The organism is Nocardia sp. NPDC002869 (assembly GCF_046764065.1).
GTDB classification, from domain to species: domain Bacteria; phylum Actinomycetota; class Actinomycetes; order Mycobacteriales; family Mycobacteriaceae; genus Nocardia; species Nocardia rhamnosiphila.
In genome coordinates this window covers 2,834-28,080 of the sequence record NZ_JBKOOL010000036.1, presented here as the reverse complement: position 1 = coordinate 28,080, position 25,247 = coordinate 2,834, and the positions used below count along the sequence as shown (strand labels likewise).

Genomic DNA, 25,247 nt, shown 5'->3' with positions numbered 1-25,247 from the left:
GCCGGCAACCGAGTGGGCCGGGGATCACGCGGCCCGGCTCGCGTAGACCTCGTACAGGTCGGTGCCGCGCAGACTCGGGTCCTGCCGGATCCGCGTGGTCAGGCCGTGGGCGCTCAGCAGCTCGCGGAACTCTGCCAGGCGCCCCGCGGTCTCGTGCACCTCCGCCACCACCGTGCGTATCCGCGGCCAATCCCGCGCGGCCACACCCCGCAGCACATCGAGTTCCGCTCGTTCCACATCGACCTTCAGCACACCGATCTCGGCATCCGGCCCGTGTTCGTCCAGGATCGCCGACACCGTCGTCACCTCGACATCGATCTGTTCGCCCTGGTGCAGGCCGGCGGTGATGAGGTCGATCGCCTCGTCGTCGAGGCCGCTGTTGCGCAAAAAAACCCGGGTGGCCTCGTCGTCCTCGGCCCGATCGGCGTACAGGCCGGAGTTGGCCGGTGCCTGCGGATACCAGGTGAGCGGGAGGACGCCGGGTTCGGCGCCGACAGCGGTCCGCACGGGCACGGCGTGCGGGACATGGGCATTCAGATTGTTCTGCAAGCAGCGGAAAGTCGCCGGCACGGGTTCGGCCGCTATCACCCGGGCGCCGGGACAGACATCGGCGAACAGCATCGCGGCCAGCCCGATGTTCGCGCCGATATCGAGGACGAGGTCCCCCGGCCGTAGCCGGGCGGCGGCCTGCCGGTAGAAACCGGTCGCCGAGGTGATCTCACCCCAGAGAAATCTCGCCTCCGCCGGGCTCGGGCAGTCGACCACTCTGCCGTCGTCGAGTTTCAGCGTCTGTTGTGTGTTCAGCATTGCGCTACGGCCCTTTCTATTACCGCACCGACAATGGTCAGTGCCTCGGGATGGCTGAGCTCGAGGTGCCGGGCATCGACCACCCGGTTGTGGATCTCCCCGGTCACATAGGGTCGCCACGAGCGCGCCAGCGCCTCGTGATCGGCGTGGTCCTTTCCGGCGGTGAAGAAGTACAGGTCACCGTCGAAGACCGCCGGCCGGTACCGGTCGGCGATCGCCGCGGCGGTCTCGAAACTCGTCATCACCCGGTCCACCTGTTCGGCGGTGAACATCGCGGTACCGAGTACCTGTTCCCGGACGACCGCCCAGGCCTGCTCATGGGTATCGGCACGGACGTCGTCGCCGAGGTCGAACAGCTCCCGCCAGCCACCGAGCAGATCCGCCATCAACCGGCCCGGCAGCCGATCGCCGGCCGCCTCCGGCGCGGCGACGTCACCGGACAGTTCCACCGCACTGTCCAGCAGTGCCAGCACACCGACTTTCGCGCCGGCACCCCGGAGCCGGACCGCCACGGCATGCGCGATCTGCCCGCCGAGCGACCAGCCGAGCAGGTGGTACGGACCGTCCGGCTGGACCCGGCGGATCTCGCTCACATAGCGTTCGGCCAGCTCGTCCACCGACTCCGCCGGAGGTTCGCCGGCCACCACATGCGGATCCTGCAGGCCGTAGACGGGACGGTCCGCGTGCACATGTTCCACGAGACCCCCGTAGAACCAGGCCAGCCCACCCGCCGGATGCACACAGAACAGCGGCGGCTCGGATCCGCTCGCGCGCAGTGGCAGCAGCACCTGCAGACCCGACCCGCCCTCGGCCTCGTCGGCCCGGTGCGCCAGCGCCTCCGGTGTGGCGTCGTCGAACATCCACGGCAGCGCGATCGTCACCCCGCGGGCCTTCAGTTCGCGTACCACCATGGTGGCCAGCAGCGAGTTGCCGCCCAGATCGAAGAACCCGTCCGAGACCCCGACACGCTCGACACCCAGCACCTCGGAGTACACCTCGCTGATCGCTTTCTCCGTCCCCGTCCGGGGGGCGACGAACTCGCTCGGGGCGGTACCGGAATCCGGTGCGGGCAAGGCCGCACGGTCGAGTTTGCCGTTGACCGTCAACGGCAGATCGGGCAGCACCGTGATCGCCGCCGGAACCATGTATCCGGTCAGCACCTCGGCGGCCGTCGCCCGGACCGCAGCCGGATCGAGCCGCCCGCCCTCGGCGGCCACCACATAACCGATCAGCTGGTCGATCCCGTGTCCGGGCCGGTGCACCGCGGCGGCGGCGCGCACAACACCGGGATGCCGGAGCAGCGCCGATTCGACCTCACCCAATTCGATGCGGTAGCCGCGCAACTGGATCTGGGCATCGGCGCGACCGAGATAGCGCAGTTCGAGTCCGTGCTCGCCGCCCTGCCATCTGCCGATATCGCCGGACCGGTAGAGCCGGGTGCCGGCCGGCCCGTACGGGTTCGCCACGAACCGGCCCGCCGTCGTCACGGGGGCACCCAGGTAACCCCGCGCGAGCTGGCCACCGGCCACATAGATCTCACCGGGCACTCCGATGGGCGCCGGGCGCATGCGCTCGTCGAGTACGTAGACCCGCATACCCGGCAGCGGGGTACCGATCCCCGCGGTATCGGGTCCGGTGACCTCGCCGAAGGTCACGTGCACGGTGGTCTCGGTGATCCCGTACATGTTGATCAGCCGGGGGGATCCGGGCGCGTGGGCGGCGAACCATCCGGCCAGCCGCGCCGGGTCCAATGCCTCACCGCCGAACACGACATACCGCAGCGCGAGGCCGGGTCCGCCGCGACCGGCGGCCCGGCGCTCCCGGTCCGCCTCGGCGAATCCGTAGAACGCCGACGGTGTCTGACTCAGGACGGTCACTCCCTCGCGGACGACCAGCTCGGCGAAGGCGTCCGGCGCGCGGGACACCTCGTAGTCGACCACGACCAGCCGGCCACCGGTCAGCAGCGCGCCCCACATCTCCCAGACCGCGAAATCGAAAGCGTAGGAGTGGAACATGGTCCACACATCATCGGGGCCGAGATCGAAACGCCCGGTGATTCCGGTGAACAGGGTGACCGCTTCGCGATGGCTCACCGTCACGCCCTTGGGGCGGCCTGTGGAGCCCGACGTATAGATCACGTAGGCCGTGTTGTCCGGCCGGGCGACCGGTAGCACCGGAGACGGATCCGCGTCCCCTGGCGCACAGTCCTCCACGAGCAGCACCGGAGCCGGGAACTCGGGCACCGCCGATATCGTCTGCGCCGAGGCGAGCACCGCCACCGGGCGCGCGTCGTCGAGCACGAACCGCAACCGCTGTTCCGGGTAGGCCACATCCAGCGGCAGATATCCGGCGCCGGTGCGCACCACGGCCAGCAGTGCGGCGACCAGGTCCGCCGAACGGGACAGGGCCACGGCCACCAGCGTTTCCGGACCCGCCCCGGACTCGGCCAACCGAGCGGCTATCAGACCGGCGCGCCGATCCAGCTCCGCATAGGTCAGCGCCGAGCGGCCGTCGGTCACCGCGACGGCGTCGGGCCGCTCCGCGACCCGCGCGGCGAACAGGTGCGCGAGGGTCGTCTCGGGGATCGCGGCACCGGTGTGTCCGGCCGCAGCCAGCAGCGTGCGCCGCTGCGCGGCGTCGACGAGGTCGATATCGCCGACGACGACCTCCGGATCCGCCGTCACCTCCTCGAGGATCCGCACGAAGGCCCGCGCGAACCTGTGCATCGTCTCCTCGACGAACAGGTCCGTGGCGAAGGTCAGCCGGCCCACGAAACCGCCCGGACGGCCCGCCTCGTCGAACCGCTCCGCGAGCTTCACATTCAGATCCGCCTGTGCCTGTTCGAAACCGTCCTCGACCGGTTCGACGGTGAGACCGGGCAGCCGGACCACGGCCCGGCTCAGGTTCTGGACGTCCAGCGTCACCTGGTAGAGCGGCAGATGCGCGGTCGACCGCGGCGGGTTCAGCGCCTCCACAACCTGTTCGAACGGTACGTCCGCGTGCGCCAGCGCGGCCAGATCGGTTTCCCGGATACCGGCGAGCAGTTCGGCGAACGTCTGCCGCGACGCCACCCGCGACCGCAGCACCAGCGTATTGACGAACATACCGATCAGATCGTCGAGTTCCCGCACCCCGCGACCGGCCACCGGGGTACCGATCGCGATATCGCCGACTCCGGACAGCCGCGCCAGCAGGACCGACAGCGCGGCGTGCAGCACCATGAAAACCGTCGCGTTCCCGGCGCGGGCCGCCGCGCCGATCCGGGCGTGCAGTCCGGCGGAGATTTCGAACTCGACGGCGCGCCCGCGCAGCGACGCCACCGGCGGCCGGGGCAGATCGGTCGGCAATTCGAGCAGTTCGGGGAGCCCGCCGAGTGTCTGTTTCCAGAATCGCAATTGCCGCGAGGCCAGAGAATCCGGATCGTGCTCGGCACCGAGGATCTCGTGCTGCCACAGCGCGTAATCGGCGTACTGGACCGGCAGCTCCGGCCACGGCGGGGCACCGCCCTGCCTACTCGCCTCGTACGCCACCGCCACATCGCGGGCGAGCGGCAACATCGACTGCCCGTCCGCGCAGATGTGGTGCACGGTCACCATCAGCACGTGGTCACGCTCGCCCAGTTCGAACAGTTCGATCCGCAGCGGCGGTGCCTGGGTCACGTCGAAACCGGTGGTGACCGCGGCGACGGCCCGCCGCATCAGCTGATCTTCCGCCACCGGGACCGGCCGCAACTCCGGCACGACCTCGGCGGCCGGTACCACGAGTTGATACGGGACACCCTCGGCCATGGGGAACGCGGTGCGCAGTGATTCGTGGCGTTCGACGACCAGGGCACAGGCCCGGCGCAGCGCGTCGATATCGAGCTCGCCGGTCAGCCTGATCACCAATGGAATGTTGTAGGCGCCCCCCGAGGTGTCGAACTGGTTGAGGAACCACATCCGCTGCTGGGCCGGAGACAGCGGTACCCGCGCGGGCCGGGTTCGCGCCACCAGGGGCGTCCGGTGCTCGTGGTCGAGAACGGTCAGCTGCGCGGCCAGCTCGGCCACCGTCGGCGCCTCGAACAGCTCCCGGACACCGACCCGGGCCCCGGTCGCGGCGCTCAACTGCGCCGCCACCCGGGTCGCCGACAGCGAGTTACCTCCCAGCTCGAAGAAGCTGTCCGCGGCGCCCACCTCCTCGACGTCCAGGACGCGTGCGAAGACCTCCGCCACCGCGCGCTCGGCGCCGGTGCCCGGCGCGACCCACGCACGGCGGGCGCCGAATTCGGGCGCCGGGAGAGCCAGGCGGTCGAGTTTGCCGCTCGTGGTGAGCGGCAGCTCGGGCAGCAGGGTCAGCGCCTCGGGCACCATATGCGCCGGCAGCCGGTCCCGGAGGGCCGCCCGCACCGCCGCCAGGTCCACCGCGGCGGCGCCGGCGAGATACCCGGCGAGCCGCTTGTGGCCCCGCTCGTCGGGCCGCAGGACGACGACGGCCCGGTCGACACCGGGACAGCCGGCGAGGACGCCTTCGATCTCACCGAGTTCGATGCGCTGGCCGCGGATCTTGACCTGGAAATCCCGGCGGCCGAGGTACTCCAGCGTGCGCTCGTGGGTCCAGCGCACGAGGTCACCGGTGCGGTACATGCGCGTTCCGGCCGCACCGAACGGGTTCGCCACGAATGCTCCCGCCGTGGTCACCGGCCGGCTCAGGTAGCCGCGCGCCAGTTGTACGCCCGCGAGATACAGCTCGCCCACCACCCCGGGTGGCACCGGCCGCAGCCAGGCGTCCAGCACTACCGCTTCCATCCCGCGCAACGGCTCGCCGATCGTCACCGCGGCGCCGGGTAGCAGTGGTCCGCTCATACAGGCCAGAATCGTGGTCTCGGTGGGTCCATACCCGTTCAGCAGGCACCGGCCCGGAGCCCAGACCGCCACCGTCTCCGGCGTCACCGCTTCGCCCCCCGCTACCAGTACGCGCAGCGAATCCATGCCTTCCGGGGACAGCGTCGCCAGCACACTGGGGGTCAGGAAGGCGTGCGATATCCGCTGTGCGCGGATCAATCCGGCCAGTTCGGCGCCCGCGTACACCTCCGGCGGCGGCAGCACCAGCACCGCACCGTTGCTGTGCGCCAGCAGTACTTCGAGGATCAGGACATCGAAACCGGGCGCGGATCCGTGCAGCACCCGCGACCGGCTGTCGGCGTCGAAACGTTTCCGCTGCTCGGCAGCGAAATTCGCCAGGCCCTCGTGGGTCACCGCCACACCCTTGGGCACCCCGGTCGAGCCCGAGGTGTACAGCACATAGGCCGTGTCCCGCAGCTGCGGTGTGCGTACCCGGTCCGCGTCCGATATCGGGCCCGCCGGATATGCCGCGATGGAAGCGCGGGTCTCCGGGTCGTCGAGCACCATGGGCCGCACCGAGTCCGGCAGCGACCCGCCCGCGGATCCGATCGTCAGCGCGACCCGGATATCGGCGTGTTCGACCATGAGCGCGACCCGTTCGGCGGGATTGCGCGAATCGACGGGCACAAGCGCGGCACCCGTTTTGGTCACCGCCCACAGGCCGACCACGAACTCCACCGACCGGGGCAACGCCAACGCGACCCGGTCGCCCGGGCCCACGCCCCAGTCGATCAACTTCCGGGCCAGGCGGTCGGACCAGGCATCGAGTTCGGCGTAGGTGACCGTCTGCTCGTCCGAGATCAGCGCCGCGGCTCCGGGGTCGAGGGCCGCCCCCGCCGCAAGCAGTTCCGGCAACGAACGCGGTGCCTCGGCGGCGCCACCCGAGGCCGGTACCAGCTCAGCCCGTTCGTCGGCCGACAGCAGATCGATCACCCTGAGCGGTGTATCCGCGTTCCCGGCGATCGCGTGCAGTACGCGGGCCAGCCGGTCCGCGAGATCGGCCGCCGTCCGATCATCGAGCCGGGCGCGCTGGTAGCGGACCCGGATGTGCAGTTCGTCGGTCTGGTGTGCCTGGACCAGCAGCGGGTAGTGCGCGGCGTCGCGGCCCTCGGCCGAGAGCACCCGCATTCCGTCGATATCGGTCTCGCCCAGACCGCTGCTGTCGACCGGATAGGACTCGAACACCACCAGGGTGTCGAACAGGTGTGGGTTGTCCGCGGCCGCGGTGATCTCGGACAGTTCGAGATGGTGGTGGTCGAACAGCCGGGTGCTGTCGGCCTGCAGACGAGCCAGCAGGTCGGCCACGGTCCGGGTGCGGGTCACCTCGGCCGCTACCGGGATCGTATTGATGAACAGCCCGATCATCGACTCCACACCGGGCAGATCGGCGGGCCGCCCGGAGACGGTGCTTCCGAAGACCACTCGTTCGGTGCCCAGCAGATTGCCCAGCACCACCGCCCAGGAGAACTGGACGATGGTGGCCATCGTGACCGCGTGCTCCCGGGCGAACTCGCTCAGCCGCTCGGTGGTGGCGCGTCCGAGGACGACCGGCAGATCGACCGGGATATCGGCGACGGTCGCCGTATGCGGGTCGGTGATCAGGGTGGGTTCGACCGACTCGCCGAGGGCCTCGCGCCACACCTGTACACCGGCCTCGTGATCGCGCCGGTCCAGCCATTCCAGATAGTCGCGGTAGGACGGCGCGGCCGGCAGCAGATCGGTCCGTTCGCCCACCGCGTAGAGACCGATCAGCTCCCGGCACAGCAGCGGCAGCGACCAGCCGTCGAGCAGCAGATGGTGCGCCGTCAGCACCAGCCGGACATCCCCCGGGCCCACCGTCACAACGAGGAAACGCAGCAACGGCGGATCTGCGGGGTCGAACACCACGGCCCGTTCGGCGTCGATCAACCGATCGAGTTCGGCGGTGTCCCCGCCGGTCTCGGCGTGGTACCAGCGCAGCGCCGTGGCGGCGGGAACGACCTGCGCGGCCACGCCGTCGGCCGTCCGGGTGAAGGCCGCGCGCAGGTTCGGATGCCGGTCGAGCAGCGCTCGCGCGGCTCGTTCGAGCCGGTTCTCGTCGACCGTGCCCGCTAGGGTCAGTACCGATTGGGCGGTGTAGACGTCCAGTTCACCGGCGGCGAATTCGGCGTGGAAGAGCAGGCCCGCCTGCAGCGGCGCCAGCGACCACACGTCGGTGAGCGGCCCGTAGCGTTCGGTGAAGACGTCCAGATCGGCCTGGCCGACCGGGACGAGCGGAACATCGGCGGGGCACAGACCCCAGTCGTCGTCGCGGCAGGCCGCGGCGGCGATCTCGCGGACGGCAGCCAACCAGTCGCCTGCCAGTTCGGCGACCTCCGCGCGGTCCAGCAACCGCGCGGCGTAGCCGATCTGTGCTGACAGCACGGGGCCCGCCGCGGTCTCGGCGGTGTGCACATCGATCGTGATCACCGCCGCCGCGGGCATATCCGCGTCGAACGCGCCGCGCTGGTCGAACTCCTCCCCGGTCGGCACCCAGGCCAGTCCCGACAGCGCGGCGAGATCGACACCGGCCCGGCCGAGATTATTGAAGGCGATCTGCGGCTCCGGCGCGTCCGCCAGCCGCTCCCCGGCGGCGGGGTCGAGGTAGCGCAGGAGACCGTATCCGATCCCCTTGTCCGGGATCGCCCGCAATTGTTCCTTGACCGCTTTCACCACGGCACGCGGATCACCGGAGTCCACCCCGGACAGGTCGAGCGCGACGGGGTAGGCGCTGGTGAACCAGCCCACGGTGCGGGAGAGGTCCGCGCCCGGGACGAGCTGCTCCTCGCGGCCGTGGCCCTCGAGCAGGATCTTCGCGCCCCCATGGGTGTTTCCGCGGCGCGCGCGCCAGCGCCCCAGGGCGACCGTCAGCCCCGCGAGCAGTGCGTCGTCCACCGTGGCGCGGGCGGCTTCGGGCACCACCTCCAGCAGCACCCTCGTGATCTCGGCCGGCAGGGACACCGCCAGCTGCCGGACCGTCGCCTGGGTGTCCACGGACGGGTCGAGTGCCGCCCGCCCCAGCAGCGGGTCGGGGGCCACGCTCATCCGCTGCCACAGATCCAGTTCACCGGTCCGAGCCGCCACCGCGTCGGTCAGGGCGTGCGCCCAGCGGCGCATGGAGGTGCCCGGGGCGGGCAGGTCCACCGCCCGGCCTTCGCCGATCTGCTGCCAGGCGGTCGCGAGATCGGGCAGCAGGATGCGCCACGAGACGCCGTCCACGGCCAGGTGGTGGATCACCACGAGAGCCCGGCCCTCCGCGTCGACTCCCGCCGCGGGCAGTAGGCAGACGACCTGCACGACCCGGCCGGCGGCCGGATCGAGGCGGGTGGTGGCCGCGGCCAGCGCGGCCTCGGCCACCGCGGTGAAACCGTTACCGCCGGGCGCGTCCTCGGCCCGGAAGGTCTGCACGAGCAGGGTTTCGGCCGCATCGACCGAGCCGGCCGGCAGCACCCGCAGACGGCCGTCGCTCAGCTGGGAGCGGAGCATATCGTGCCGGTCCAGCAGGGCCTGCACCGTCGCGGTGACCTCGGCGACGGCGGCGTCCCCGGGCAGCCGCACCAGCATCGACTGGGCGAAACCCCGGGCCGCGCCGAGGCGTTCACCGAACCAGGTCACGATCGGCGTACGCGGAATATCTCCCACGCCGCCGCCGGGCAGTTCCGTGAGCGTCGCCCGGCTCGTGGTCGCGGCGACCTGTGCGAGGGCCCGGACGGTGCGGCGTTCGAAGATATCGCGGGCCCGGACGACCAACCCGGCGGCCTGCAGCCGCGCGGCGAGCTGGATCGACATGATGGAATCGCCGCCCAGCGCGAAGAACGACGTGGTCGCCCCCACCGACGGCACCCCGAGCACTTCCGCGAACGCGGCCGCGACGGTGCGTTCGATATCGGTGGCCGGTGCCACCGCGTCCGCCTCCCGCACCTCGAAGATGGGTTCGGGCAGCGCTTTACGGTCCACTTTGCCGGTCGAGGCGAGCGGCATCCGGTCCAGGACGGTGATCGTCGCGGGCAGCATATGGGCCGGCAGTACACTCGCGAGCCGGTCCAGCACCGCGGTCGCGGCGAGCTCCGCGCCGGGATCACCCACGAGGTACGCCGCGAGCAGCGACCGGCCGTCCGGGCCGGGCCGGGCAACCGTGACCGCCGACGCGACACCGGGCTGCGCGACCAGCGCGGCATCGATCTCGCCGAGTTCGATGCGCTGACCGCGAATCTTGACCTGGAAATCACTGCGGCCGACATATTCCAGCGTATGGCCGGCAGTCCAGCGCACGATATCGCCGGTACGGTACATCCGCGCTCCCGCGCCGCCGTACGGATTCGCCACGAACGCGTTCGCGGTCGGCGCCGGCCGATTCAGATATCCCCGCGCCAGCCCGGGACCCGCCAGATACAACTCACCCGCCACACCGACCGGTACCGGCCGCAACCGGGAGTCCAGGACCACGGCCTGCGCGCCGTGGATCGGGCCGCCGATATCGATCGGGCCACCGGCACGCACCGGCGCGCTCATCGTGATGACGATCGTCGTCTCGGTCGGACCGTAGATATTGTGCAGCCGGCGTCCGGGAGCCCAGGTGGCGACCAGCTCGGCCGGTACCCGCTCACCGCCGACCGCCAGCATCTGTACCGAGTCGAAATCGGCGGGCGATACGGTCGCCAGCACACTCGGCGTCAGGAAGGCATGCGAGACCCGGTGGTTGCGGATGAGCCGCGCCAGCTCCGCGCCACCGAAGACATCCGGCGGCGAGATCACCAGCGCGGCGCCCGCCGCACAGGCCATCAATGCCTCGAGCAGTACCGCGTCGAAGGCGGGCGCCGCCACATGCAGCACCCGTGCGCTCCGGTCCACCCGATAACGCGCCCGCTGGGCGGTGGCGAAGTTCGCGAGCCCCTCGTGGGTGACCACCACCCCCTTCGGCGTGCCGGTGGAACCGGAGGTGTAGATCAGGTACGCCGCGTCCCCGGTCCGGGCACGCCGCGGCGCCGCCGCGCTCGCGGAAAGGCCCGGCTGCCCCGCGATCCCGGTGGCCGTGGCCGGATCGTCGAGTACCGACCACTCGACCCCGTCCGGCAGCGCGGCCACCGCGGCCGCGACCGTGAGGCCCAAGGCGACGCCGGCGTCGGCGATCATCCGGGCCATCCGCTCCCGCGGGTACCGCAGATCCACCGGGACGAAGGCGGCGCCGGTCCGGGAGATCGCCCACATGGCGATCTGGTAGTCCACCGAGCGGGGTACCGCCAGCGCGATATGAACGCCGGGGCCCGCGCCGCGCGACACCAGATAGCCGGCCAGCAGGTCGGCGCGCCGGTAGAGCTCGGCGTAGGTCAGGGTTTCGGTCTCGCCGATCAGCGCGATCTGCGCGGGGTGCGCGGCAACCGCCGCGGCCAGCAGATCCGGCAGCAGGCACGGGGTTTCGGCCCCGGCGCCGACCGCCGGTACCAGCTCGGCGGCTTCCGTCGCGGTGAGCAGGTCTACACCCCCGACCGCCCGGGCCGGGTCGGTGGTGACCGACTCGAGGATCCGCACGAACCGGTCGGCGAGCGCCTGCGCGGTCCGGTCCGCGAAAAGGTCGGTGGCGTAGACGATCTCCCCGTCGATACCTCCGGGCCGATCACCGTCGGCCCGCTCGTTCAGCAGCACGGTGAGATCGGTTTTGGCCTGCGCGATCCCGGGATCGAGCAGGGTGACATCCACATCGGGCAGGTCGAACCGTGCCGGCCCGGTGTTCTGCAGCCCGAACATCACCTGGTACAGCGGTGTGTACGCGGTCGACCGGGGACGATCGAGCACATCGACGAGCCGTTCATAGGCGATATCGGCGTGTGCGAGGGCGGCCACGTCGATATCGCGCACCTCCGCGAGCAGGGCGCGGAACGACCGGTTTCCGGCGATCCGGGTGCGCAAGACGACGGTGTTCACGAACATCCCGACCAGCTCGTCGAGCGCCTCGTGGCCCCGGCCCGCGACCGGGGTACCGACCGAGACATCGTCGGTGTGCGCCGTCCGGGCGAGCAGGATCGCCAGCGCCGCGTGCAGGACCACGAAGGTCGTCACGCCCTCGTCCTGTGCCAGCCGCACGATCGCGTCGTGCAGCCGCGGCGGGATATCGAAGCGCACGCTGCCACCGGCCGTCGTGACGGTGGCCGGGCGCGGGTGGTCGGTCGGCAGTTCCAGCAGTTCCGGGCTGTCGCCGAGCGCTTCTGTCCAGTAGGCGATCTGCCGCGAGATCAGCGATTCGGGATCGTCTTCGGCGCCCAGGCGCTCCTGCTGCCACAGCGCGTAGTCACCGTACTGGACCGCCATCGGTTCCCACTGCGGCGGCTGCCGGTGCGTACGGGCCGTATAGGCGGTGAACACGTCACGGGCCAGCACCGGCATCGAGGCGCCGTCGGCGGCGATATGGTGCGCCACCACGACGAGTGCGTGCTCCCCGGCCGCGGTGCGGTACAGCCCGGCCCGGACGGGTACCGAGACCGCGACATCGAAGCCGGTTTCGGCGACCCGCCGGATCCGATCGGCCAGTTCGGTCTCGTCGGCGACCGGTTCGGCCTCCGGCAGCAGCTCGGCCCCCGCGGCCGGGCCGTCGAGCACGACCTGGCACGGTTCGCCGTCCACCAGGGGGTAGATCGTCCGCAACGGCTCGTGCCGGAGGGTCACGTCCCGGAACGCGGCCCGCAGCGCCGCGAGGTCCAGCGCACCGCCGAGCCGGGCCGCGAAACAGATGTTGTAGGCGGCGGATCCGGTGTCGTACTGGTTGAGGAACCACATCCGGCGCTGTGCCGCGGCCAGCGGGACGACGGCCGGACGCTCGCGCGCCGTGAGCGGGAGGGCGGCGCCGCGGGTGCGGGTGGCGAGCCGGTGCGCCAGGCCGGCGATCGTCGGCTCGTCGAAGATATCGCGGATACCGACCTCGACACCCAGCGCCGCCTCGGCGCGGGCGGCGATCCGCGCGGCCGACAGCGAGTCGACACCGATCTCGAACAGATCGGCCGTCACGCTCACCTGCTCGGTTCCGGTCAGCCCGGCGACGATGCGTGCCAGCACGGTTTCCCGCTCGGTGCGCGGTGCCACGTATTCGGCCCGGTCCTCGAACACCGGCCGGGGCAGGGCCGCACGGTCCACTTTGCCGTTGGCGGTGAGCGGGATCGCCGCCAGGATCTGTACGGCGGCCGGCACGAGATAGGCCGGGAGCGTGCGCGCGATCCGGTCACGCAGCTCGCGGCCCGTGGCCTCGGCGCCGGGAACGAGCGTCACGTAGCCGGCGATCCGTTCCGTCGTCGCGACGACGACCGCCCGCGCGACCTCCGGCAGCGCGCACAGCGCGGCTTCGATCTCGCCGGGCTCCACCCGCTGGCCGCGTACCTTCACCTGGAAATCGCCGCGCCCCGCGAACTCCAGATCCCCGGACCTCGTCCAGCGGACCAGGTCGCCGGTGCGGTACAGCCGCTCCCCCGGCGCGCCGAAGGGGTGCGCGACGAACGTGGCGCAGGTGAGGTCGGGGCGGCCGTGGTAACCGCGGGCCGTCTGCACACCCGAGACGTAGAGTTCACCGGTCACGCCGAACGGAACGGGCCGCAGCCGGGAGTCCAGGACATACACGCGCATACCGGCGACCGGCCGGCCGATCGGCACGGTCGCGCGCGGGCTTTCCCCGGGCAGGCACGGGTGGCTGGTGACGACCTCGGCCTCGGCCGGCCCATACCAGTTCACGACCTCGGCGTTGCCGAAGACCCGCGCCGACTCGTCGACGGTGCGCTGGGCCAGCGCTTCACCGGCGACGAACACCCGGCGGACCGACGGCAACGCCGCCGCGGTGGTGTCGAGCAGGACATCGAGCATCGACGGAACGAAATGTACTGTGCTGACCCGGTGTGCGGCGATGATTTCCGCCAGGTAGGCCGGGTCGCGGTGGCCGTCCGGAGCGGCCACCAGCAGCTGCGCACCGGCCTGCAACGGCCAGAACAGTTCCCACACCGCGATATCGAAGGTGACGGGGGTCTTGTACAGGACCACATCGGACCCGTCGTGCGGCCACTGCCGCTGCGCCCAGGCCAGCTGCGCCGCGGTCGCGGCGTGGGTCAGGGCAACACCCTTCGGGAGGCCGGTGGAACCGGAGGTGAACAGCACATAGGCCGCGTTGTCCGGGCGCAGCGGCGCCCGGCGGTCCGCATCGGTGAGCGGGGCGTCGCGGTAGCCGCTCAGGTCGGCCCGGTCGATCGGCTCGGTGGTGTACTCCGCCGGCAGCTCCCCTCCGCCCGCGGAGGTGGTCAACACCAGTACGGGTCGGGCCGCCGCGAGCACCCGGCCGATACGCGCGGCCGGATGGTCCGGATCGATCGGGAGGAACGCGGCCCCGGTCTTGACCACCGCGTACAACGCGGTGACGAGGTCGACCGAACGCCGGATCGCCACAGCCACAATGGTCTCCGGGGCGGCACCGCGCTCGGTCAGCCAGCGGGCGACCCGGTTCACCCGGCTGTCGAACTCCCGGTAGGTCAGCACGGCGCCGGCCGGATCGCGCAGCGCCGGCGCGGCCGGAGTACGGGCCACCTGGTTGTCGAAGAGATCGACCAGGGTCCGGCCGGTGACGACGGGGGCGCCGGAGGCGTTCCACTGGTGCAGCACTGTCCGATCGGCCTCGTCGAGCAGGTCGATATCGCCGACGGCCGCCTCCGGGTCGGCCGCCGCGGACTCGAGTACGCGGAGGAACTGCGCGGCGAACCGTGCGGCAGTGTCCTCGTCGAACAGGTCGGTGGCATAGGTGAGGCGCAGCGTCATCCCGACCGGCTCGTGCTGGGCGCCGTGGCTCTCCGACATCATCAGCAGCAGGTCATAGATCGCGGCATCGTCGCCCGGATCGATATCGTCCACGGTGAGATCCGGCAGTTCGATGGGGGCCCTATCCATGTTCTGATAGGCGAGCATCACCTGGAACAGCGGCGTATGCGCGGCCGAACGCACCGGGTTCACCGCTTCCACCAGTTGTTCGAACGGAACGGTGGCGTGGTCGTAGGCCTCGATATCGGCCCGCCGGACCTCTTCCAGCAGCTCCCGGAAACTCCGGTGCGGCCCGACCCGGGTCCGCATCACCAGGGTATTGACGAACATCCCCACCAGACCGTCGAGCGAGCGGTGGCCGCGGCCCGCGTGCGGCACACCGACGGTGATGTCGTCACCCCCGGAGAGCCGGGCCAGCAGGACCGCCAGCGCCGTGTGCGCCACCATGAACGTGGTGGCGCCGCCGCGGCGCGCCAGTGTCTGCACCCGCCGGTGCAGGTCACCGGGAATCGTGACCTGTACGAACGCGCCGCGCTGGGTCCGCCGCGACGGCCGCGGCCGATCGGTCGGCAGATCCAGGACATCGGGGATACCCGCGAGCCGGGCGCGCCAATAGGCGATCTCGCGCGCACCACGCGACTGTGGATCATCCGGCGCCCCGAGCACCTCACGCTGCCAGAGCGCGAAATCGGCGAACTGCACGGGCAGCGGCGCCCACTCCGGCCGGTCGCCCAGGGAACGCGCCCGGTAGGCGGTCATCAGATCGGCGGCCAGCGGTGCCACCGAGAAACCGTCACAGCTGATGTGATGTGCGGACAGCGCGAGCACCCGCACCGATTCGGAGAGCTGGAAGAGCCCGACCCGCAGGGGCACGCCCGCGGCCACATCGAAGGTGCGGCCGAAGAACTCCGCCAGCCGCCGCGGCAGTTCGCACTCGGCGATGGGTTCCGGGACCAGATCTCCCTGCGCGGCGACCTCCTCGACCGGGAGCACCACCTGGGCCGGAACACCGTCGACGGCCGGGTAGACGGTACGCAGACTCTCGTGCCGCTCGACCACATCGGCGACGGCCGCGGTGAGCGCCTCGAGATCGAGTACACCGTCGAGCCGGATCGCCAGCGGGACGATATACCCGGCGGCCGCCGGATCGAACTGGTTGAGGAACCACATCCGGGTCTGCGCCGGCGAGAGCGGTATCCGATCCGGGCGTGGACGGGGCGCGGGCGCCGGCAGGCCCGGTACCTCCCGCAACCGGGTGATGCGCTCGGCGAGGTCGGCGACCGTGGGCGCTTCGAAGATCACCCGCACCGCGACGGTGACCGCGAGGATATCGCCGATACGGCTCAGCGCGCGCGTCGCGAGCAGCGAATTACCGCCCAGTTCGAAGAAATCGTCCTGGGCGCCGATCTCCGGCAGCGCGAGCAACTCGCCGAAGACACCTGCCACCGTCTGCTCGACCAGGCCCCGCGGCTCCCGGAACTCGGCCGTGCGCAGGGCCGGGTCCGGTGCCGGCAGCGCACGATGATCGACCTTGCCGTTCGCGGTGAGCGGGAGCGTATCGATCCGGATCACCGTGGCCGGAACCATATAGGCGGGCAGCCGTTCGCGCAGCGACGCGCGGATCTCCTGGGTGTCGCACGACGATGGCGCGACCACATGGGCGACCAGGCGCTGTTCGCCGTGATCGGTGCGTACCTGTACGACCGCGGCGTCCACGGCGGCGTGGGCCACCAGCGCGGCCTCGATATCGCCCGGTTCGATCCGCAAACCGCGCAGCTTCACCTGGGTATCGGCTCGGCCCACGTAGCACAGGCGGCCGGTGGCGTCCCAGCGCACCAGGTCGCCGGTACGGTACAACCGGGTACCGGTGCCCGAGGGGTCGGCGACGAAAGTGGCCGAGGTGAGGACCGGACGCTCGTGATACCCGCGGGCCAGTTGCACCCCACCCAGGTACAGCTCGCCCGTGACACCGTCCGGAACCGGATGCAGCCGGGCGTCCAGCACCCGGACCACCACATTCGCCTCGGGTACGCCGATCGGCACGGCGGTGCCGGAGACCTCCTCGACACGGTGGGAGGTGACGCTGACCGCGGCCTCGGTCGGCCCGTACAGATTGTCGATCCGCGCGGTACCGGACTCGGTGAAGCGCCGGACCGTCTCGGCCGGCAGGACTTCGCCGATGCACAGGACACGCCGCAGATCCGGGAGTTCGCGGCCCGGCGCGGTGGCCAGGAATGCCGCGAGCAGCGACGGTACGAAATCGACCGTGGTGACCCGGTGTTCGGCCAGCAGGCGGGCCAGCACTCTGGGGTCGCGGTGGGCGTCGGCGTCCGCGACCACCAGTGCCGCGCCACAGCCGGCCGCGGCGAACAGTTCCCACACCGACAGGTCGAAGGTCACCGGTGTACGCCAGATCAGCACATCGGAACCGTCGAGGCCGTAGTGGTCGCGCAGCCAGCACAGCTGGTTCACCACCGCGCGGTGCGGGACGGCCACGCCCTTGGGCACACCGGTCGAGCCGGAGGTGTAGAGGACGTAGGCCAGATCGTCCGGATGCAGTGACCGGATCCGGTCCGCGTCCGTAATGGGCGCCGGATCGAACCGCGACACCGACAGTTCGGTGATCGGCCAGCGCGGCAGCTCGGGAGGCAGGTCCGCGTCGTCACCCCGGGTCAGCACGGCGATCGGCCGGGCGGTCGCGCAGACCGAGCGGGTCCGGTCGGCCGGATGTTCCGGGTCCAGGGGCAGGTAGGCGGCACCGGCGGCGTGGATCGCGTACAGGACGGTCAGCAGGTCGGCGCAGCGGTCCATGGCGACCGCCACCACCGTCCCCGGCCCCACGCCCCGGTCGATGAGAGCGCGGGCCAATCGGTTCACCCGCTGCCCGAAGTCCTGATAGTCCTGTCGTTCGCCGGTCGCGGCGTCGATAACAGCCGTATTCCGCGGCGTGGCCGCGACCTGTGCCGCGAACAGATCCGCCACCGTCGCCGGGCCGGCGACGGTGCGCGCGCCGGCCGACCGCTCGGCCAGCGGCTGCCGTTCGGCCTCGGTCAGCAGATCGATATCGCCGACGGGCGCGGCGGGATCGGCGAGGACCGCGCGCAACAGCAGCTGGTAGCGGTCGAATATCGAGCGGATCGACGACTCGTCGAACAGGTCGGTGGCATACCCGAATTCGACCGCCATGCCGCCGGTGCCACCGTCGGCGGACAAGGTGTCGACCAGATTCAGGTGCAGATCGTATTTGGCCACCGCCGGATCGATCATCCGGGCCGTGACCGTCAGGCCGTCCATCCGCACCGCCGGGATCTCGATGTTCTGGAACGAGAACCCCACCTGGGTCAGCGGCGCGTGCGCCGTCGACCGGGGCGGGTTGAGCATCTCGACCAGCCGTTCGAACGGGATATCGGCGTTCTCGAACGCGGCCAGATCCGCCGCGCGGACCTGGTCGAGAACCGCGGCGAACGACGCACCGGGCGCGACCCGGGTCCGCAGCACCAGCGTGTTGACGAACATCCCGACCAGGCCGTCGAGGCCGGGTTCGCCGCGGCCGGCGATCGGTGTCCCGACGGCGATGTCACCGGTCCCGGACAGACGGGCCAGTAGCGCGGCGTAGACCGCGTGCATCACCATGAACACGGTCGTGTCGTGGCGGCGGGCCAGCGCGATCACCTCACGATGGAGGTCGGCGGGCAGTGCCGTGGAGTAGGTCGCGCCCCGGAAGGTCTGCCGGGCCGGGCGGGGCCGGTCGGTGGGCAGGTCGAGTACCTCGGGCAGCCCGGCGAGGGCCGAGCGCCAGTACTCGGTCTGCGCGACCGTGGGGCTGTGCGGATCGTCCTCGGTGCCGAGCAGTTCCCGTTGCCACAACGTGTAATCGGCGTACTGCACCGGCAGCGGCGCCCACTGCGGCTCGTCGCCCCGGCGCCGGGCCCGGTAGGCGGTCATCAGATCCGCGGCGAGCGGGGCGAGCGACGAGCCGTCGAAGCTGATGTGGTGGACCACCAGGACCAGGGTGTGGTCGTTCGGCGCACTGCGCAGCAGCGTGATCCGGAACGGGACCTCACGGGTGACGTCGAAACCGGCCGCGGTCGCCGCGGCGATCCGGGCCTCGACCGTATCGGCCGCGACAACCACCGGCTGCGGCGGCGCGCAGGCATCCGCCACCGGCACGATCACCTGGTGCGGTCCGCTGTCGCTGTCCGGGTAGCGGGTGCGCAGCGCTTCGTGCCGGCCGAGCACATCGGCGACCGCGGCCTGGACGGCAGCCACATCGAGGTCGCCCGACAGGCGCAGCACCAGCGGAATGTTGTACAGCGGGGATGCCGTGTCGAACCGGTTGAGGAACCACATCCGCGTCTGCGCCGGCGACAGCGGGATCCGCTCCGGACGGTGCTGCGGAACCAGTGGTTGCCGGCCGGCGGGCGCACTCGTGCGCAGCCGAACGGCCAGGGCCGCGACGGTCGGTGCGTCGAATACCGTGCGCAGTGCGATATCCACCCCGAATTCGGCGCTGAGCCGTCCGGCCACCCGGGTGGCCGACAGCGAATTGCCGCCCAGGTCGAAGAAGCTGTCGAAGGCGCCCACTCGCTCGATACCGAGCACCTCCGCGCACACCCGCGCCACGGTCTGTTCCACGCTGTCGCGCGGCGCGACGAATTCCGTGGTGGCCGCCCCGAACACCGGCTCGGGCAGGGCGGCGCGATCGATCTTGCCGACCGACGAGAGCGGCAGCCGGTCGAGGACCAGCACGGTCTCCGGGACCATATGCGCCGGCAGACGCTGCGCGGTGTACGCCAGGAGCTCCGCGGTATCCACCCCGTCGCCCGCCGGCACCACATAGGCGGCCAGCCGGGCACCGTGGTCGCCGCCGACACCCATCACATGCGCGACCGACACCGCCGGGTGCGCGGCGAGCGCGGCCTCGATCTCGCCGAGTTCGATGCGCTGGCCGCGGATCTTGACCTGGAAGTCGGTGCGGCCGGCGTATTCCAGCGTCCCGTCGGCGGTCCAGCGCGCCAGGTCGCCGGTGCGGTACATCCGGGTACCGGGCGGACCGAAGGGCGCGGCCACGAACGCGGCCGCCGTGGCCGCGGGCCGCCGCAGGTATCCGCGGGCCAGTTGGACACCGGCGACGAAGAGCTGACCCGTCACCCCGACCGGAACCGGCCGCAATCCCGCATCGAGGACCACGGCGTCGATCCCGCGGATCGGTCCGCCGATCGTCACCCGGTCGCCCACCGACAAGGGATCGCTGATCGCGACCATGATGGTGGTTTCGGTCGGGCCGTATCCGTTGAACAGCTCGCGACCGGGCGCCCACATGGCCACCGTCTCGGCCGGGACCGCCTCGCCGCCGGCCACCAGCACCCGCAGGGAGTCCAGGCCCTCCGGTGACATCGTGGCCAGCACACTCGGTGTCACGAACGCGTGCGAGACCCGTTGGGCGCGAATGAGTTCGGCCAGTTCCGCGCCGGCGAAGACATCCGGCGGCGAGACGACGAGCGCGGCACCGTTCGCATGCGCCATCAGCAGTTCCAGGACGACCGCGTCGAATCCGGGCGCCGCCAGCTGCAATACCCGCGCGGACGGCTCCACCCGGTAGCGCGCGCGCTGTTCGGCGGCGAAGTTCGCCAGACCCTCGTGCGTCACCGCGACACCCTTGGGAGTACCGGTCGAACCCGACGTGTACAGCACGTACGCCGTATCGAGAACATGGCCGGGCCGGGTCCGTTCCCGGTCGGTCACCGGCGCCGCCGATCCGGCGTCGAGCGCGGCCGCGGTGTCCGGATTGTCGAGTACCAACTGCGCGATCGACTCGGGCAGCAGTACCCGCGTGGATTCGACCGTCACCGCGATCCGGACCGCGGCGTCGGCGAGCATCAGCGCGATACGTTCGGCCGGATTCCGCGGATCCACCGGGACGAAGGCCGCGCCGGTCATCGCCACCGCCCGGATACCGGCCACGAACTCGACCGAACGCCCCAGGACGAGCGCGACGTGGTCACCCGGGCCCACACCCCGCGCGATGAGTTCGCGGGCCAACCGGTTCGACCACGCGTCCAGTTCGCCGTAGGTGACCGTCCGGTCGCCCGCGATCACCGCCACCGCGTCGCTGTCCGATACCGCCAGCACCTCGGCCAGGAGTCGAGGCGCCGCCGCCGGGGCGCCCGCGGCCGGGACCAGCGCGGCCCGTTCCGCTCCGGAGAGCACATCCACCGCACCGACCCGGATGCCCGGATCCGTCACGACCGCGTCGAGCACCCGGTTCAGCCGGGCCGCGAATTCCGCGACCGTGCGCCGGTAGAACAGATCGGTCGCGTAGTCGACGCGCAGGGCGACATCGCCACCGGCGGAGGCATTCTCCGCGACGGTGACCACGAGGTCCACCTTCGCCGTTCCGGTCCCCGGATCCAGGATCTCCACGGTGAGATCGGGTAACTCCAGGCCGGGCCGTTCCATGTTCTCGAAGGCCAGATACACCTGGCACAGCGGGGCGTACGCGGCCGACCGCCGGGGGTCGACCTCCTCCACGACCCGCTCGTAGGGCAGATCGCTGTGGGCGAAGCCGTCCACATCGACGGCGCGCACCCGCGCCAGGAAATCGGTGAACGATTCGCCCGGGCGGACCTCGGTACGCAACGGCACGGTATTGACGAACATCCCGATGAGTGGTTCCAGCGCGGGCTCGCCGCGGCCGGCCACGGCGGTGCCGACGGTGATGTCGTCGGAGCCCGACAGCCGGGCGAGCAGGACGGCGAGCGCGGCATGCACGACCATGAAGGTCGTGACGTTCGCCGACCGGGCCAGCCCTTCGATCCCGCGGAAGACCTCGGCCGGGATCGCGGTCTCGGTGCGGTCGCCGCGCAGCGACCGCTGGGCCGGCCGGGCCCGGTCGGCGGGCAGTTCCAGCACCGGCGGCTTACCGGCCAATTGCCCTGTCCAGTAGTTCAGCTGGCGGGCGGCCGGCGAATCCGGATCGGCTTCGTCCCCGAGCAGTTCGCGATGCCAGAGGCTGTAATCGGCGTACTGCACCCGCAACGGCTGCCAGTCCGGCGTCTTTCCCTGCACCCGGGCCTCGTAGGCGGTCGCCAGATCGGCCGACAGCGGCCGCAGCGACGATCCGTCACAGCAGATGTGGTGCAGGACGACGGCCAGGACGTGCCGGCACCGATCGGCCGAAGCGAACAGGGCGCTACGCAGCGGCGGCCGTTCGCTGACATCGAAACCGCGCGCGGCGAGTTCCCGGATCCGGTGCTCGATATCGGCTCCGTCCGCGGTCTCGGGAATCAGATCCAGCCCGGCGGCCACCTCCTCGGCCGGCAGGACGACCTGGGACCCCGCACCCTCGACGGCCGGGAACACGGTGCGCAGCGCCTCGTGACGCTCGAGTACATCGGTGAGAGCAGTCCGCAGCGCGGCCACATCGAGGTGGCCGGTCAGCTGCACCACGAGTGGGATGTTGTATGCCGCCGAGTCCGGATCGACCTGGTTGATCAGCCACATCCGGTTCTGGGCGGGGGCCGGCGGAAGTGGGTCCACCCGCGGCCGGGCGCGCAGGGTGGGGCGGGCCGGGCGGTGCGCGGCCGCGATATGCGCCGCGAGCCCGGCCACGGTCGGTGCGCCGAACAGATCGCGCACCGAGACCTCGCAGCGGGTCAGTTCGCCGATCCGGACGGCGGCGCCGGTGGCGGTGAGTGAATTGCCGCCCAGCGCGAAGAAGTCGTCCAGTACGCCGACCCGTTCGACGCCGAGAACGTCGGTGAACACATCGGCGATCGTCTCCTCGACCACCGTGCTCGGCGCGATATAGGCCGCGGCCGAATCGAATACCGGCTCGGGCAGGGCCCGGTGATCGATCTTGCCGTTGACGGTCAACGGCAGTTCGGGCAGCACGACGACGCTCGCCGGCACCATGTACTCCGGCAGGACCCCGGCCACCCGCTCACGCAGGGTGCCGGCGACGCCGGCGCCCGGATCGCCGACCGGCACCACATAGGCGACCAGCCGCGCCGCCTCCGTGCCGGGCCGATGGACGACCACGACCGCCGATGCCACCGCGCTGTCGGCCAGCAGCACATTACGGATCTCGTCGAGTTCGATCCGGAACCCGCGCAACTGGACCTGCTGATCGGCCCGGCCGCGATACTCCAGTTCGCCCCGGTCGTTCCAGCGGGCGATATCCCCGCTGCGATAGAGGCGTGCCCCCGGTGCGCCGAACGGGTCGGCGACGAAACGGGCGGCGCTCAGCGCGGACCGTCCGAGATATCCGCGCGAGAGCTGCGCCCCCGAAACATAGATCTCGCCCCAGGCCCCCAGCGGTGCCGGCCGCAATCGCTCGTCCAGTACATAGGTACGCAGTCCCGGCAGGGCCGTGCCGATCGCGCTCGGGGCCCCCGGCACCGCGATATCCGGAGTCAGCGGCAGATAGGTGACGAAAACGGTGGTCTCGGTGATCCCGTAGCTGTTGGCCACGACCGGCACCCGCGGATCGTGTTCGTACCATGCGGCCAGCCCCGCCGGATCCAGGCGCTCTCCCGACAGGATCACCGACCGCAGTGCCAACGGCCCCGCGGTCTCCCCGCCGGCCGCGTACCGCTCCCGTGCGGCCGCGAACTGCTGGAAGGCCGAGGGAGTCTGGTTGAAAACGGTCACTTTCTCGCAGGCCACCAGGCGTACGACATCGTCCGGCGATCGGGTGGTCGCGGTGTCCACCACGACCACCCGGCCCCCGGAGACCAGCGGCCCGAAGATCTCCCACACCGAATAGTCGAACGCGAAGGAGTGGAACAGCGTCCACACATCGCCGGCCCGGACCCCGATCTCGGCGCAGGCATTGATCAGGTACGACGCCACCGCGCGGTGGCCGATCGGCACGCCTTTCGGGCGACCGGTCGAGCCGGAGGTGTAGATGACGTAGGCGATATTGTCCGGCCGCAGCGGGCCGGATCGTTCGGCATCGGTGACCGGCGTACTGTCGCCGTCGAACCCGGTGCGGTCGTCGAATACGACGAGCCGGTCGGGATCGCCCGGCACAGCGTCGCGCAGGGCGGGCTTCGTGACCACCAGCACCGGCGCGGCATCGGTGAGCACGTAGTCGAGCCGGTCGGCGGGGTGGGCGATATCCAGGGGCAGATACCCGGCCCCCGATTTCAGCACGGCCAGGGTGGCGACAATCAGATCCGCGTCCCGCGGCATCGCGATGGCCACCAGGGCTTCCGGCCCCGCGCCGCGCGCGATGAGGGTGCGGGCGAACCGATTGGACCGCTCGTCCAGCTCCCGATAGGTCAGAGCGGTCGAGCCGCAGATCACGGCGACCGCGTCGGGAGTCGCCGCGGACCGGTCGGTCAGCAGTCCGACCAATGTCGTGTCCGCGACCGCACCGTCACGGCCCGCGAGTTCGCCGACAACGCGCTGCTCTTCCGCGGCATCGGTGAGGGGAATATCGACGACGGGGGTCTCCAGGGGCGATTCCAGCAGGCGTTGCAGGAATTCGACGAACCGCGTGGTGTGCAGCTCGAGTTCGTCCTGGCTGTACAGATTCGGATTACCGTGCAGTTCGAGTAGCAGGGGCCCGTCGGCGCCGGGACGGTAGAGGTTCAGCTGCAGATCGTCGAGCGCGCCGGAAGTGAGAGCGCGATAACGCCCGACGGCGGATCCGAGGCGAATCTCGCTGTCGAAGAACAGGATGTTGACGACCGGACCGAATGAATTGGCCGCCGTATCGGCGCTATTCGTCTCGCGCCGCATATCCTCGAACCGGTAGAGCTGATGCCGGATCGCCGCAACGAGTTCGGACACCGCCGCAGCGACCAATTCCGCGACCGTGGTCTGCGGCGTCAGCGCGAACCGGATCGGCACCATATTCGCCAGCATGGCGGTGGCGTGCCGCAGGCGCCGGTTCACCCGGCCACTCACCGGCATCGACAGCACCACATCGTCGGCACCCGTCATCCTGGCCAGGAACGCGGCGAACGCCGCGATCACCACCTGCGCGGACGAGGCCCGCCGGTTCTCCGCAAACCGCTCCAGCAGTTCGGACAGCCGGTCCGGCAGCTGCCGGCCGGCCACCTGATCGTTGTCGCTCCAGCGCGCGGCTCGCCCCGAAAGACTCACCGGTGTCGGCAGTCCGGATATCTTCTCGCGCCAATACGCCCGGTCGGATTCGAAGCGCGGACTCGCGTGGTACGCCCGGTCGGCCTCGGCGATATCCCGCAGATCCGCCGCCACCAGCGGCGGGGTCTGTCTACCCTCGATGATCGCGTTGTAGTGCTCGGTGACCCGGCCGATGTAATTGAACGCGCCGTATCCGTCGATGATCAGATGATGTGCGCGGCCGTACCACAGGTACCGCTGTTCGCCGATCTTGATGAGTTTGCCGACGGCCAGCCGATCCCGGCCGAGGTCGACGGCCTTGGTGCTGTAGTCGCGGCGCATCCATTCCATGGCCGCGGCGTAGGGGTCCTCGGTATCGGACAGATCCAGCAGAGCGTCGGCATAGGTGATACTGCGGTCCACGAATTGGTAGGGGCGGCCGTCGTGTTCGACTACTCGTACGACGAGCGATTCGGTTTCCCGCCCGACGATATTGACCGCCTCGGTGAGCCGGTCGATATCGATATCGCCCTCGATATCGACGTAATGCGCGATATTGACGTTGGGCCTGCCCGGAAGATGGTCCGCCAGCCACATGCTGTATTGCGCCCGCGACAACGGGATGAGATCCAGTTCGTGGTCGACAGCCATGGCCGATCTCGAATTCAT

At 70.8% G+C, this 25,247-nt stretch carries 2 protein-coding genes; both read right to left on the bottom strand.

The window, feature by feature from the left end; translation table 11 throughout:
- Window positions 1-24: 24 nt before the first annotated feature.
- Entirely contained in the window at window positions 25-807 is a 783-nt protein-coding gene (locus ACLML9_RS09755; protein ID WP_411945197.1) for an FkbM family methyltransferase, read from the bottom strand.
- Entirely contained in the window at window positions 801-25,247 is a 24,447-nt protein-coding gene (locus tag ACLML9_RS09750; RefSeq protein WP_411945196.1) for a non-ribosomal peptide synthase/polyketide synthase, read from the bottom strand. The genes ACLML9_RS09755 and ACLML9_RS09750 overlap by 7 nt, the downstream gene beginning before the upstream one ends.

Excerpts from the sequence above, each read along its gene's own strand:
- ACLML9_RS09755 (WP_411945197.1), bottom strand. The coding sequence starts at position 807 with ATGCTGAACACACAACAGACGCTGAAACTCGACGACGGCAGAGTGGTC.
- ACLML9_RS09750 (WP_411945196.1), bottom strand. The coding sequence starts at position 25,247 with ATGAATTCGAGATCGGCCATGGCTGTCGACCACGAACTGGATCTCATC.